The organism is Pseudarthrobacter sp. NPDC055928 (assembly GCF_042270935.1).
Taxonomy (GTDB): Bacteria; Actinomycetota; Actinomycetes; order Actinomycetales; family Micrococcaceae; genus Arthrobacter.
In genome coordinates this window covers 23,144-36,324 of sequence record NZ_JBHJZH010000024.1, presented here as the reverse complement: position 1 = coordinate 36,324, position 13,181 = coordinate 23,144, and the positions used below count along the sequence as shown (strand labels likewise).

Here is a 13,181-nt window from a genome sequence, read left to right as displayed (position 1 = left end):
GCGGCGACCCGAAGGTGGCCGCCGGGCCGTTCGCTTGCGCAGGGGTCTTCGGCGTCAGATCAGGGCATCCGAGAGATGGTTCGGCGTGCCGAAACGGTGGGCCGTGATGCTGATGGCCTGCTCGTGCAGGAACGGCAGCAGCTCAACCCGTCCGGCCTCCGTGACCGGGTGGGGGTAGATCGCCAGGTCTGGACGTCCGTTGGTGGCTGCCGCCAGGGCGGTGGCGTCACCGCCGATCAGGCGGATCCGTGCACCGGACAGCTTGCCCGCAGCCGCGAGGCGGCTAGCTGTTGCCAGCCAGCCGGCGTCGGACTCCACTGTGACGGTGATATCCAGGCCGGTGAGTACCGAGCGCAGCTGAACCGGAAGTTCGACGGCGGTGGACACAGTCAGTGCCGAGTTTGCCAGGACGCCGGCCGCCACAGTCCGCGCCAGGTCCGCCAGCGGCGCACCTTCGGAGAGCCGTACGGTGACCGGCAGCGCACGATAGCGGAAGATGTTCCGCTCCGCGCTCAGTCCGGAAACGTCCTTGGCGGTGCCGAACTCATCGGCCCAGGCCTGGGCGTCGGAGGCCAGGGAACGCTCAAGCGCCTCAAGCTCGGCAGGCTGCAGGGCACCGGCTGCCGCGTTCCTGATCCGACGGACAGCGGCGTTGGTGACAGCTGCCGTGGAGGAGGCTTCGGCGCTGACCCAGTCACCGAGGCCGACAAGGTAGTTCGGTCCGCCAGCCTTCGTGCCCGCTCCCACAGCTGACTTCTTCCAGCCGCCGAACGGCTGGCGCTGCACGATGGCACCGGTGATGCCGCGGTTGACGTACAGGTTTCCGGCCTGGATGGAGTCCAGCCAAATCCCGAGCTCGTCGGGGTTGAGAGAGTGCAGCCCGGCGGTGAGGCCGTACTCGATCTGGTTCTGCATGGAGATGGCTTCCTCCAGCGTCTCAGCCGTCATTACGCCGAGGACCGGGCCGAAGAATTCGGTGAGGTGGAAGTAGGATCCGCGCCGGACACCGTGGCGAACTCCCGGGCTCCACAGCCGGCCCGTGCCGTCCAGCTTCTTCGGCTCCACCGCCCAGGTTTCGCCATCGCCCAGGGTGGTAAGGGCGTTAAGGAGCTTGCCATTGGCGGGCTCGATGATCGGACCCATCTGGCTGGTGGGATCTTCCGGGTAACCAACCTTCAGGGAGGTGACGGCGTCGATCAGCTGGTTGTGGAACCGCTTGGACTTGGCCACCGAGCCCACCAGGATCACCAGTGACGCTGCGGAGCACTTCTGGCCTGCGTGGCCGAACGCTGAGTACGCAACGTCCTTGGCGGCCAGGTCCAGGTCCGCGCTGGGGGTGACGATGATGGCGTTCTTGCCGCTCGTCTCGGCCAGGAGCGGCAGGTCCTTGCGGAAGGAACGGAACAGCTCGGCGGTCTCATAGCCGCCGGTGAGGATCACCCGGTCCACGGCAGGGTGCGAGATCAGCTGCTGGCCGAGCTCACGCTCGCCGAGCTGGACCATGGTCAGCACATCCTTGGGGACGCCTGCTTCCCACAGGGCTTCGATCATCACGGCACCGCTGCGGCGGGCCTGCTTGGCAGGCTTGATGACGACGGCGGAGCCGGCGGCGAGTGCCGCAAGGGTGGAGCCTGCCGGGATGGCCACCGGGAAGTTCCACGGCGGAGTGACGACGGTGAGCTTGGCTGGAACGAATGTGGCGCCGTCGACCTTTTCCAGCTTGCGCGCGGACTCGGCGTAGTAGTGGGCAAAGTCCACGGCTTCGCTGACCTCGGGGTCGCCCTGATCGATGGTCTTGCCCGTTTCGGACGCCATGACCTCAAGCAGGTCGGCGCGGCGGGCCTCGAGGACGTCGCCGGCGCGGTGGAGGATCTCGGCCCGCTCGTCGCCGGAGAGGGCGCCCCAGGCCTTGCCCTTTTCGACGGCGGTGCCGATGACCTTGTTGAGGGTGTCCGCGTCCGTAATGGTGGCGGCCTCTACAGCGGCATTGCCCAGGGTGGAAGACGGGACGCGCTGCAGGATGGCCCGGCCCCAGTCACGGTTGGCCGGCAGTGACGGGTCCGTGTCCGGGGTGTCCTTGAATGAATCGTGCGGCAGGGGCTGCGGCGGCAGGCTGCGGTTCTGCTGCCGGCTGGCTGGCGGGATGGCGTCGTCGAGCTTGTCCAGGGAGGCGAGGAAGCGCTGCTTCTCGCGCTCGAAGAGCACTTCGTTTTCACTCAGCTCGAAGACAGCGGACATGAAGTTGTCCTGGCTGGCGCCCTCTTCGAGGCGGCGGATCAGGTAAGCGATGGCGACGTCGAACTCGGCCGGGTGCACCACGGGGGTGTAGAGCAGGAGCGAACCGACGTCCTGCTTGACCGCTTCGGCCTGGCCCTGCGCCATGCCCAGCAGCATCTCGAACTCAATCCCCGATTCCACGCCGCGCTGCTTGGCGAGCAGCCAGGCAAACGCGATGTCGAACAGGTTGTGGCCGGCCACGCCGATCCGGACGTTGTTGATCCGGTCCGGGTGCAGCGAGTAGTTGATGACGCGCTTGTAATTGGTGTCCGAATCCTGCTTGGTGCTCCAGGTGGCCAGCGGCCAGTCATGCAGCGAGGATTCCACCTGTTCCATGGGCAGGTTGGCGCCCTTGACCACGCGGACCTTGATGGCGGCGCCGCCGTTGGCGCGGCGCTCGGCGGCCCAGTCCTGGAGGCGGATCATGGCGGAAAGCGCGTCCGGGAGGTAGGCCTGGAGCACGATACCGGCCTCAAGGTTCTTGAACTCCGGCTTGTCCAGGATCCTGGTGAAGACCGCAATGGTCATGTCCAGGTCCTTGTACTCCTCCATGTCCAGGTTGATGAACTTGGCCTTGGGGAAGGAGGCGGCACGGCTGAAGAGCGGGGTCAGTTTTTCGACAACGTGCTCCACAGCCTCATCGAATGCCCACGGCGAGTGCGGTGCCACGGTGGAGGAGACCTTGATGGAGACGTAGTCCACGTCCGGGCGGGCCAGGAGAGTGTGGGTTCCCTCGAGCCGGCGGGAGGCTTCGTGCTCACCCAGGACGGCTTCGCCCAGGAGGTTGACGTTGAGCTTGATCCCGTCCTTGCGGATCTTGGCAATGGCCGGGCCAAGCTTGGCATCGGTGGCGTCAACGATCAGGTGGCCCACCATTTCGCGGAGCACGCGCCGGGCGATGGGGATGACAACCTGCGGCAGGACCGGGGCCATGGCGCCGCCGAGCTGGACAGCGCTGCGCATGTACCAGGGCAGGAAGGACGGGACCTTGGGTGCGAGGGCGGCGAGATTGCGGGCGGCGACGGTCAGGTCTTCGGGCCGGACCACGCCATCGACGAAACCAACGGTGAACTCCAGGCCGTTGGGATCCTTGAGGACACCGGCGAGCTGCTGGGCCGAGGCATCCACGGGAACCTTCGAAGCTTCCGTCAGCCAGCGGCGCACCAGCCCGATGGTTTCGGCCGCGAGGGCACGCGCCTGGGGCACGTCAACGTCAGCTGTGCGGGGCGCGGATCCGGGGTTCACGCCGGGCTCCATAGCAATGTTGGTCATGGCTGGTACTCGTTCTTTCTTTGGGTTCTGAACTGGTCTTCTTCATCAGTATGAGCCCGCAGTCACATAAGATAAAGCGATGTTTTCTAAGCAATACCGATTAGTAAAGCCAACTCTTTTTTAGCCCTTAAACACACGTTGCTCTATCACCATTGGCTCCCAAAACATGCGCTTGGGGACCCTAGGTGATAGAGCAACGGGGGATGATGGCCCGTGGTTAGCCGACGGGGCGGTGGAGCTCCTCGAGCTCGCGGTGGCGCGGGCTGTTCGGGTTCATCAGCGAGTGCTTCTTGCCGTAGAAGAAGTAGATGGCCAGGCCGATGACCAGCCAGACGAGGAACCGCCATTTGGTGTCAGCCGGGAGCTGCCAGATCAGCAGGGCCGAGGCGAGGACACCGAATGCCGGGATGAAGGGCATCAGGGGCAGGCGGAACGTACGCGGCGCATCAGGCTTCTTGTAGCGGAAGACAATCACTGCGAGGCAGACCACGACGAAAGCGGCCAGGATGCCGATGTTGGTGAGGTCGGCGACCGCCTTGATCGGAAATACGCCCGCCAGCAAAGCCGAGGAGATTCCAGCGATCCAGGTAACCCGCTGCGGGGTTCCGTGCTTGTCCGTTCCGGCGAACCAGCCGGGGAGCAGGCCGTCGCGGCTCATGGAGAACCAAACGCGGGTGACACCCAGGAGGAACGTCAGCATCACGGTAAGGATGGACAGGACCGCGAAGACAGAAATGATGGTGGCGATGACGGGCAGGCCCACGCTGGTGAAGGCAGAGGCAAAGCCAGCAGCGGGATCGATGTCCTTGTAGTTCTGCATTCCAGTCAGGACCAGGGTGGCCGCGACGTAGAGCAGCATGGCGATGATCAGGGACAGGACGATGGCCTTGGGCATGTGCTTCTTGCCGTCCTTGGCCTCTTCCGCCGCGGTGCTCATGGCGTCATATCCGAAAACCGCGAAGAACACGGTAGCTGAGCCGGCAAGGACCGGGCCGAATCCGCTGGGCATAAACGGGTTGTAGTTGTTGGTGTCGATGTAGAAGACGCCCAAGCCAATGATGAAGAGAATCAGGACGACCTTGATGGCAACAGCCACGAGTTCAAACCGGCCAAAGGCCTTGGTACCGCGGGACAGGATCCAGGTGACGAGGAGGCAGACCAGGATGGCCGGGATGTTGATGATGCCGCCCTTGCCCTCGTCCGCCGTCGAGGTCATCCAGACAGGCAGATGGATGCCAATGCCGGACAGGAAGGCTTCCAGGTACCCGGAAATGCCGATGGCAACGACTGCGACGATCGCGATGTATTCGAGCAGCAGGTCCCAGCCGATGAACCAGCCGATCACCTCGCCCAGCGCAACATAGCCGTAGGTGTAGGCCGACCCGGCCCGGGGGATCATGCCGGCGAATTCCGCGTAGGACAGGGCTGCCGCCGCGGACGCCAGGCCGGCGATAAGGAACGAGATAAGAACCGCAGGCCCCACACCCGGGTTTTCTTCACTGCCTGCCGCAACCAAGCCGGCAAGCGAGAAAATACCGACGCCGATAATGCCGCCGACGCCGATGGCCGTGAGCTGCCATAGCCCGAGGGACTTGAACAGGCCACTGTGTTTGTTTTCTTCTTCAATGTCGTCGAGGGGCTTGCGCCTCATGACCGACTGGGTCATATCTTTGGTGCTCATCAGGAACTCCTGGGTTGGGGGTGCGGCCCCATCGCGGCGCCTAAAGTGCCAGCTGTGACGGGGGTAACTCAGCTACAACAGTATGCAAGCGTGGTTGCGTTAGATAAAGTGACTACTTCTAATCAGTATTCATTAGATTCAACAAGGAATCTCCCATGCTCGATGTCCGCCGCCTCAGGCTGCTCCGCGAATTGAAGATCAGGGGCACGTTGGCCGAGGTGGCCGAGGCACTTCAGTACAGCCCGTCGTCGGTCTCCCAGCAGCTGGCTTTGCTGGAAAAGGAGGCCGGGGTCGAACTGCTCCGCAAGACCGGCCGCCGCGTCCAGCTCACGCCACAGGCCGAGGTCCTGGTGGCCCACACGGCGCAGCTCCTTGAGACGCTGGAGCAGGCCGAAGCGGACCTGGCGGCCTCCCTCACAACCGTCACCGGCACTGTCCGCATCGCCGTGTTCCAGTCCGCGGCCCTGGCGCTGATGCCGGAAACCCTCTCAAGGATGTCCACCGCGTACCCGGAGGTACGGATCGAAATGATCCAGCGGGAGCCCGAAACGGCATTGCACGAGACGTGGGCCCGGGATTTCGACCTGGTGATCGCCGAGCAGTATCCAGGCCACGCCGCACCACGATACACGGAGCTGGACCGCATCAAGCTCACTACCGATGCGATCCGGCTCGCCGTCCCACCCGAGGCCCCGGGCCGGCCCCGGATCACCTCGATAGAGGACACGGCGGGACTCGCCTGGGTGATGGAGCCGCGCGGCGCGGCATCGCGGCACTGGGCTGAGCAGGCGTGCCGCAGTGCCGGCTTCGAGCCCGATGTTCGCTATGAGACCGCCGACCTTCAGGCCCAGATCCGGCTCATCGAGTCCGGGAATGCCGTTGCCCTCATGCCGGACCTTGTCTGGACCGGCCGGGGCACCACAGCCCAGCTGCTGGACCTGCCCGGTAACCCGCACCGCACCATCTTCACCTCGGTGCGCCGCTCCAGCGCCAAGCGTCCCGCCATCCTCGCAGCCCGCGAGACACTGGCCATTACCGCGGAGTCGGTGCGGAATCACGACGGCGACTAAAGGGTTTCCGGGCACATTCCCGCCACGGGCGGGGCTCCATGACGCCCAGGTCGCCAGTGTTTCCTGCGTCACTGCGCGATCCGTACCCCGACGCTAGACTGATCGGGTTATGAATCGCACAATGTTCAAGTCCAAAATCCATCGGGCCACCGTCACGCACGCTGACCTGCACTATGTAGGTTCGGTCACCGTTGACCTGGACCTGCTGGACGCTGCCGACATCCTCCCCGGCGAGCTTGTTGCCATTGTGGACGTCACCAACGGCGCACGCCTGGAGACCTATACCATCGCCGGCGAACGCGGCTCAGGGGTCATTGGCATCAACGGGGCGGCCGCGCACCTGATGCATGAGAACGACATCGTCATCCTCATCACCTACGCCCAGATGACCACGGAAGAAGCGAAAGCCTACAACCCGAAGGTTGTCCATGTGGATCAGGACAACAAGGTTGTCCAGATCGGAAACGACCCCGCCGAGGGCCACACCCCGGGACTGATGCGCCCCCCTTTCGCCCTCAATAACGCTGTCCTGTAACCAGGAGCGTGAGATTTAGCCCGGACTGGCGCTGCGCCTTAGGAGTCAATCCTTGTTAGGCGTACTCGCGGGCTTTTTTGTTGTCTGGTCCATCATCCTGGTGGGCTGGTTTGTGGGCCGAAGGAAGATCCTCGGCGAGAACGCACGTCAGGTCCTCAGCGGCCTGACATTCTTTGTGGCCAGCCCCGCGCTGCTGTTCGAAACCCTCAGCAAGGCCAAGCTGCAGGAAGTGTTCGCGGCGCCCCTGCTCGTGACCGCCGTGGCGGCTTTCGCCACGGCCGCGATCTTCTTTGCCATCACCAAGTTCCTGCTCAAGCGTGCCCTGCCGGAGGCGCTGATGTCCTCGATGGCCGCTTCGCTGGCGAACTCCGCTAACCTTGGCATCCCCATCGCGGTCTATGTCCTTGGCGACGCCAGCTACGTGGCGCCACTGCTGATCTTCCAGCTGGCCTTCTTCACACCGCTGTTCCTCATGATTTTGGACTCCAGCACGAGCAGCCACCGCACTACACCTCTGGGATTCGTGGTGATGATCCTGAGGAATCCGATGATTGTGGGCTCCGGACTTGGCCTGCTGGTGGCCGGGACCGGCTTGCAGGTTCCCCCCTTGGTCATGGAACCGATCCACCTGATCGGCGGTGCGGCAATTCCTGCCATGCTGATCGCGTTCGGCATGAGCCTGAACGGCAGCCGCCCGCTGCAGGCGTCCGCTGGCCGCCGCGTGGACACGCTTCTTGCCAGCCTCTTCAAGCTGGTGATCCAGCCGGCCATCGCCTACGTTTTCGCGCATTTTGCAGTCGGAATGGAAGGGCACGCCCTCTTCGCCGTGGTGGTAACCTCTGCGCTACCCACGGCACAGAACGTATTTGTGGCCGCCAGCCGATACAAGACCGGCCTGACAGTCGCCAAGGACACCGTGCTCCTGACAACGGTTGTGGCCGTGCCTGCCATGATCGGCGTAGCGCTGCTGCTGGCCTGACCCGAACCTGGCCTGACCCGTACCTGAGGAGGAACAGATGGGAACAATCCTGGATACCGTAGTGATCGGCGGAGGAGCCATGGGCTCGGCCGCCGCCTGGGCGTTGGCCCGCCGCGGGCGGCAGGTCACGCTGCTGGAACAGTTCGGGCCCGGTCACCGCATCGGCGCTTCGCACGGCACCACCCGCAACCTGAACCCCGGCTACTACCGGCCGGACTATGTGGCCATGCTCGCCGAAGGCCTGGCGCTCTGGGACGAGCTGGAGCAGGAAACCGGCGAAAAACTCCTCACCCGCACAGGCATCGTCAACCACGGCCCTGATCCTCTGCTCCCCCACGTGCAGGCAGCACTCACCCAGGCGGGTATCCAGGCCGAGTTCCTCAGTCCCGAGGAGGCGGCCGGACGGTGGCGCGGCATCCGGTTCGACCAGCAGGTCCTCTACATGCCCGACGGCGGCCAGCTGAACCCTGAGGCAGCGCTCCCCGCCTTCCAGCGGCTCGCCGCTGCCCGCGGAGCTGACATCCGGCACCACACCAAGGTGGTCGGGCTGGAAATCATGGACGACGGCGTCCGGCTCACCTTGGAGTCCGGCCCCGGCTCGTCAGGAGGCATCGAAGTGGTGACCGCTGCCCAAGCCGTGGTGACGGCGGGAGGCTGGACGGAGAAGCTCCTGGCCGGCGCCGCCGGAAGCGGAAAGCTGCGGATGCCCCGGCTCAGGGTCACGCAGGAACAGCCGGCGCATTTCCGCGTAGCCGATGAGGGCGCGGTGTGGCCGGGGTTCAACCACCTGCCCGGAACCAGCCCGGCCTACAAGAACTGGTACTCGCCCGTCTACGGGATGCAGACGCCAGGCGAGGGCATCAAGGCGGGCTGGCACGGTGTTGGCCCGGAGGTGGATCCGGACCGGCGGAATTTCCTGCCCGAACCCGTCCAGCTGGCGGCTCTTCAGGACTACGCCCGGACCTGGCTGCCCGGAGTGGACGCCGATTCCCTCGAAGCCATCAGCTGCACGTACACCACCACCCCGAATGAGGACTTCGTCCTTGACCGGATCGGGCCCTTAGTCATCGGTGCCGGCTTCTCCGGGCACGGCTTCAAGTTCACGCCCGTAGTGGGGCGGATCCTCGCGGATCTGGCCACGGGCACGCGGCCTGCGCCAAAGATCTTCTCCGCAGCCCGCTAGCTGCGCGCCTCCAAGCCCCCGCGCCGCCCCCGCGGAACGGAGGTGCTACGGAACCCGGGCGCCTGCCTGATGCTGGTCCAGCAGCCGGGCGCAGCGGATGAAGCCCAAGTGCGAGTAAGCCTGCGGGTGGTTTCCGAGGTGGGTCTCCGTACCGGGATCGTACTCTTCCGGCAGCAATCCGGTGGGCCCAAACAGGTTCACCAGCTGGTCGAAAAGGTCCCAGGCCTCCTCGATCCTGCCCACAGCAACGTAAGCCTCGATGAGCCAGGTAGTGCAGATGTGGAACCCGCCCTCCAAGCCCGGCAGGCCGTCGTCGTACCTGTACCGGAAGACGGTAGGCCCGACGCGGAGTTCGCGTTCCACCGCCGTGACGGTGTCCAGGAAGCGCTGGTCCCTGACGTCCAGCATGCCGGAGAGCCCGATGTGCAGGACGGCAGCATCGAGGTCAGGGCTGTCGTAGGCCACAGTGTAGGACTTTGCGGAGTCGTCCCAGCCCTCGCGCAGGACCTCCTCACGGATGGTTTGCGCCGTGGGCTCCCACGACGGTTCCGGTGCCCTGCCGTGCCGCGCGGCCGTGCGGAGCGCCCGGTCCAGCGCCACCCAGCACATCACTTTCGTGTAGACGTGGTGGCGCGGCGGCCTGCGGGCTTCCCAGATGCCGTGGTCAGGCTCATGCCAACGGGCCAGCACGGCGGCGGCCATCTGCACCATCAGTTCCCAATGCTCGTCCCGGAGCACCCCGGTCCGTTCGCTGAGCGCGTGGATGAGCTCGGCAATGGGACCAAAAACATCCAGTTGGACCTGGTGGTCTGCGGCATTTCCGATCCGCACGGGGCGGGATCCTGCGTACCCGGGCAGGCTGTCAATGACGGCCTCCGTGGAAAGCGGCGCCCCCGTGACGGAGTACAGCGGATGCAGCCATTCCGGGCCGGGCGCATGTTCGAGGATCCGGCCAAGCCAGCTGAGGAATCCTTCCGCCTCCGCCGTGGAGCCAAGGTCCACGAGGGCGTTCACCGTCATTGACCCGTCCCGCAGCCAGCAGTACCGGTAGTCCCAGTTCCTCGTCCCACCGATCCCTTCGGGCAGGGAAGTGGTGGGCGCGGCCAGCACGGCGCCGGTGGGCTCGTGCACTAGTGCACGGAGTACCAGTGCTGAGCGACGGACCAGCGACGGCTTCACTGAAGGGAGCTCCAGGTCCTGCACCCACTGGCGGGAGTGCAGCGCCACCCAGGCACGCCGGTCATTCTCCCCGCCGGGGTGCTCCGCCGCAGGCTCGGTGTCCCCACAGCGCAGGTTAAGGACCACGGGCCCGTCCTGCAGGTTGACCGTTGCAGTGGCGGTGCCGTGACGGCCGTCCGAGGTGACCGTGAAGCTGACGCCGGGGGCAAAAAGGAAAATCGGATCCGACGTGCCCACGACGTGCAGCTCATCGCCGCGGACCTCCATGCTGAACGGCGCGTTGGCGTAGTCCGGCCGCGGTGCGAACACGATCTTGGCCGCCCCGGTTCCGGACAGCACGCGGACCAGGCTGGTAATGCCCTCCGGCGCCGGTTCCAGGTAGTCCGTCACGGTGACGTCGGCCCATCGGGTTTCGACGATCATGGTGCTGTCCACGTAGCGCTGCCCCAGCACCTGCGATGTTTTCAGCGGTTCCACGGAGAAGTGGCCGGCGGCGTCCCCACCCAGGATGTGGGCGAACAGCGACCCTGAATCCGGCAGCGGGTGGCTCATCCAGCAGATCTTTGCATCCGGGGTGAGCAAGGCGGTGGAGGCTCCGTTGCCGATCATTGAGTGCCGCTCGAGTCCCACGGCGTCCTCGCCGAAGAGCCAGGCACGGCGGAGTTCGAAGAGGATGGCCAGCACCCGGGCGAAGGACTCAGGATCCCGCAGCCGGTGCGCCGCGCGGGTCTCCCCGGGGCCAACACGCAAGCCCATGTCCGGGCCTCGGAGCGTGGCAATCGCCAGCTCATCGCTGTACGCGTCCCCTGCGTACAACGCTGCGCTGGCTCCCAGCCGGGACCTGAGGGTTTCCAGGGCTTCGGCCTTGGAGGGTTCCACTATCGAGAGGTCCAGCACTGAGCCGTCGATGATGAAGAACATCCCGTGAGCCCTGGCGATCTCCCGCGCCGTCTCCGTCACAGTCTTCACGACGTCCGGCGCGGCGGGCCGGGTGTGCACGGAGACCGCCACGGGCTTCCGTTCGATCCAAATGCCTTTCTGGAAGCCCACGGCCTCGGACAAGGCGACGCTGACCTTTTGAAGGGTGGCTTCGGTGGCAAGGCTCTGGACATGGGCGAACCCCATGTCAGTCTCTGCACCATGTGAGCCGATCAGGTGTACTTCCGCGGGCAGCCGGGACACTGCGGCGAGGTCGCGGAGCGAACGGCCGGAGATGACGGCGGCATGGGTGTTGGGCAGCGCGGCCAGGGCGCGAAGGGCGATTGCGGCGCTCCCCAGCGGCAGCGTCTCGGTGGAGATACCCTCGGCGTCGCACAGCGTTCCGCCGTAGTTGCAGGCCACCAGGAGCCCGGGGACCCGTGCCAGGACCTTGAGTTCCGCCAGCAGGCTGGGGGTGAAGCCTTCGTCCGCCCCGTCCGACTGGACGAACGCCCGGAGGAGGCCCAGCGGAAGTGACCTGGTCAGCAGCGCAGAATCAGCCACACTCTGGTTTAACGGAGTAGGCATGCGGAACCCCTTCGGCGGAACCCGGCCCGGAAAAGCAGCCGCTGGATTACCTTGCGGACTTCCGGGTGGTGCCCCTCCCCGGAATTCCGGATGGAATTCCGAAGGGGGCAATTCATATTCTCCGCCCGCGCGGTTTCACCCGAGAGTCCCGCTGGTTGCAAGTGTGTAAACGTCGCGCAAGTGGGTAAAGGATTGGCGTCACGCCCGGCAGGCTTTTAGAGCCCGACGGCGGGTTCCCCTGCGTGATTCCGGGGAACCCGCCGTCGTGCTTTACCGAATGCGTGCTGGGCGTGACGATTCGGAGCGAGCAGGCAGGGGAGGCTAGACCCGTGCCAGGCCGGCGGCCTGAGCCAGCAGCTCCACGGAGCGGATCCGGGCCTCGGTCCCGGTGCTCTGGTGCGCGACGATCAGTTCATCGGCGTCCGCGTGCTTACCGAACTCATCCAGGTATTCGATCACCGCGTCCGGGGTTCCGACGGCGGAGTACGTCATCATTTGGGACACATGCTGGCCCTGCGGTGAGTCCAGGATCATGTCAGCTTCGTCGTCCGTAAACTCGCGTCCACCGCCGAAGAACAGGGACACGCGGGCACGCTTGGTGGCCTGCAGCATTGCCTGCGCTTCGGCCGCGGATTCCGCTGCGATGACGTTCACCCCGGCGATCACGTGGGGTGCGTCAAGCTGGGCTGAGGGCTTGAATTCACGGCGGTAAACGGCAACGGCGTCCTGCAGGGCGTTGGGCGCAAAGTGCGAGGCGAAAGCGTACGGGAGGCCCAGCTGGGCGGCCAGCCGAGCGCCGAACAGCGAGGAACCGAGGATGTACAGCGGCACATTCGTCCCCTTGCCCGGGGTGGCCTCCACTCCCTGGATCCGGGTGGGGCCTGTGAGGTAGCCCTGCAGTTCCAGGACGTCCTGCGGGAAGCTGTCGGCGGACATCGGGTCCCGGCGCAGTGCGCGCATGGTGTTCTGGTCGCTGCCGGGGGCTCGGCCCAGGCCAAGGTCGATCCGGCCGGGGTGCAGCGTCTCCAGGGTGCCGAACTGCTCGGCGATGGTCAGCGGAGAGTGGTTGGGCAGCATGATGCCGCCGGCGCCCAGCCTGATCGTGTGGGTATGCGCGGCCACGTGGGCGATCAGCACGCTCGTAGCTGAAGAGGCGATGGAGGACATGTTGTGGTGCTCGGCGTACCAGATACGCCGGTAGCCGAGTTCCTCTGCCCGCTGGGCCATGGCGACGCTGCCCGCGAAACTCTCCGCCGCGCTCTGGCCCCTTCCGATGGTTGCCAGGTCAAGAATGGAGAGGGGAAGAGTCACGTCGGTGCCGGCCTTTCAATGCGTTGCGTAGGGTGGGCCGGCCGGGTTGCGGCGGGCACACTGTGGACAACGACGGCGGCGCCTGCGTTATTTCTGCTGGCTGCGGTGGGGTGGCCCACACCGTTTGTGCGGGGCGGCTCGGAATGCACGCCGACCGGGGGCGCACAGCAGGGCCCGGCCTCGCGGCC

Annotated in this window: 8 protein-coding genes; 4 read left to right on the top strand and 4 right to left on the bottom strand. The window is 65.6% G+C overall.

The genetic code is table 11. The annotated features are described in order from the left end of the window. Nucleotides 1-54: 54 nt before the first annotated feature. Together ACFC25_RS21235 and ACFC25_RS21230 are read right to left on the bottom strand one after the other, a co-directional pair. A complete protein-coding gene (locus ACFC25_RS21235) occupies nt 55-3,549 on the bottom strand; it encodes a bifunctional proline dehydrogenase/L-glutamate gamma-semialdehyde dehydrogenase (protein ID WP_376048837.1) in 3,495 nt (1,164 codons plus the stop codon). Between the two features lie 217 nt (nt 3,550-3,766). After that, nucleotides 3,767-5,230, bottom strand: coding sequence for an amino acid permease (locus ACFC25_RS21230; protein WP_376048835.1), 1,464 nt, complete (start codon nt 5,228-5,230; stop codon nt 3,767-3,769). 155 nt (nt 5,231-5,385) lie between these two features. Between ACFC25_RS21230 and ACFC25_RS21225 the strand changes: the two genes are divergently transcribed. The 4 genes from ACFC25_RS21225 to ACFC25_RS21210 all read left to right on the top strand — a co-directional run bounded on the left by ACFC25_RS21225 (nt 5,386) and on the right by ACFC25_RS21210 (nt 8,997). Then, on the top strand, nt 5,386-6,300 hold the full coding sequence (locus ACFC25_RS21225) for a LysR substrate-binding domain-containing protein (protein WP_337351993.1): 915 nt from the start codon (nt 5,386-5,388) through the stop codon (nt 6,298-6,300). 109 nt (nt 6,301-6,409) lie between these two features. Next, nucleotides 6,410-6,835, top strand: coding sequence for an aspartate 1-decarboxylase (gene panD, locus ACFC25_RS21220; protein WP_337351992.1), 426 nt, complete (start codon nt 6,410-6,412; stop codon nt 6,833-6,835). 52 nt (nt 6,836-6,887) lie between these two features. After that, entirely contained in the window at nt 6,888-7,814 is a 927-nt protein-coding gene (locus ACFC25_RS21215) for an AEC family transporter (RefSeq protein ID WP_376048830.1), read from the top strand. 37 nt (nt 7,815-7,851) lie between these two features. Next, a complete protein-coding gene (locus ACFC25_RS21210) occupies nt 7,852-8,997 on the top strand; it encodes an FAD-dependent oxidoreductase (protein WP_376048827.1) in 1,146 nt (381 codons plus the stop codon). A 45-nt stretch (nt 8,998-9,042) separates the two neighbouring features. Here the strand turns inward: ACFC25_RS21210 and ACFC25_RS21205 are convergent, their stop codons facing one another. Continuing rightward, on the bottom strand, nt 9,043-11,682 hold the full coding sequence (locus tag ACFC25_RS21205; protein WP_376048824.1) for a trehalase-like domain-containing protein: 2,640 nt from the start codon (nt 11,680-11,682) through the stop codon (nt 9,043-9,045). 321 nt (nt 11,683-12,003) lie between these two features. Then, a complete protein-coding gene (locus tag ACFC25_RS21200) occupies nt 12,004-12,993 on the bottom strand; it encodes an LLM class flavin-dependent oxidoreductase (RefSeq protein ID WP_337351988.1) in 990 nt (329 codons plus the stop codon). Nucleotides 12,994-13,181 lie beyond the last annotated feature (188 nt).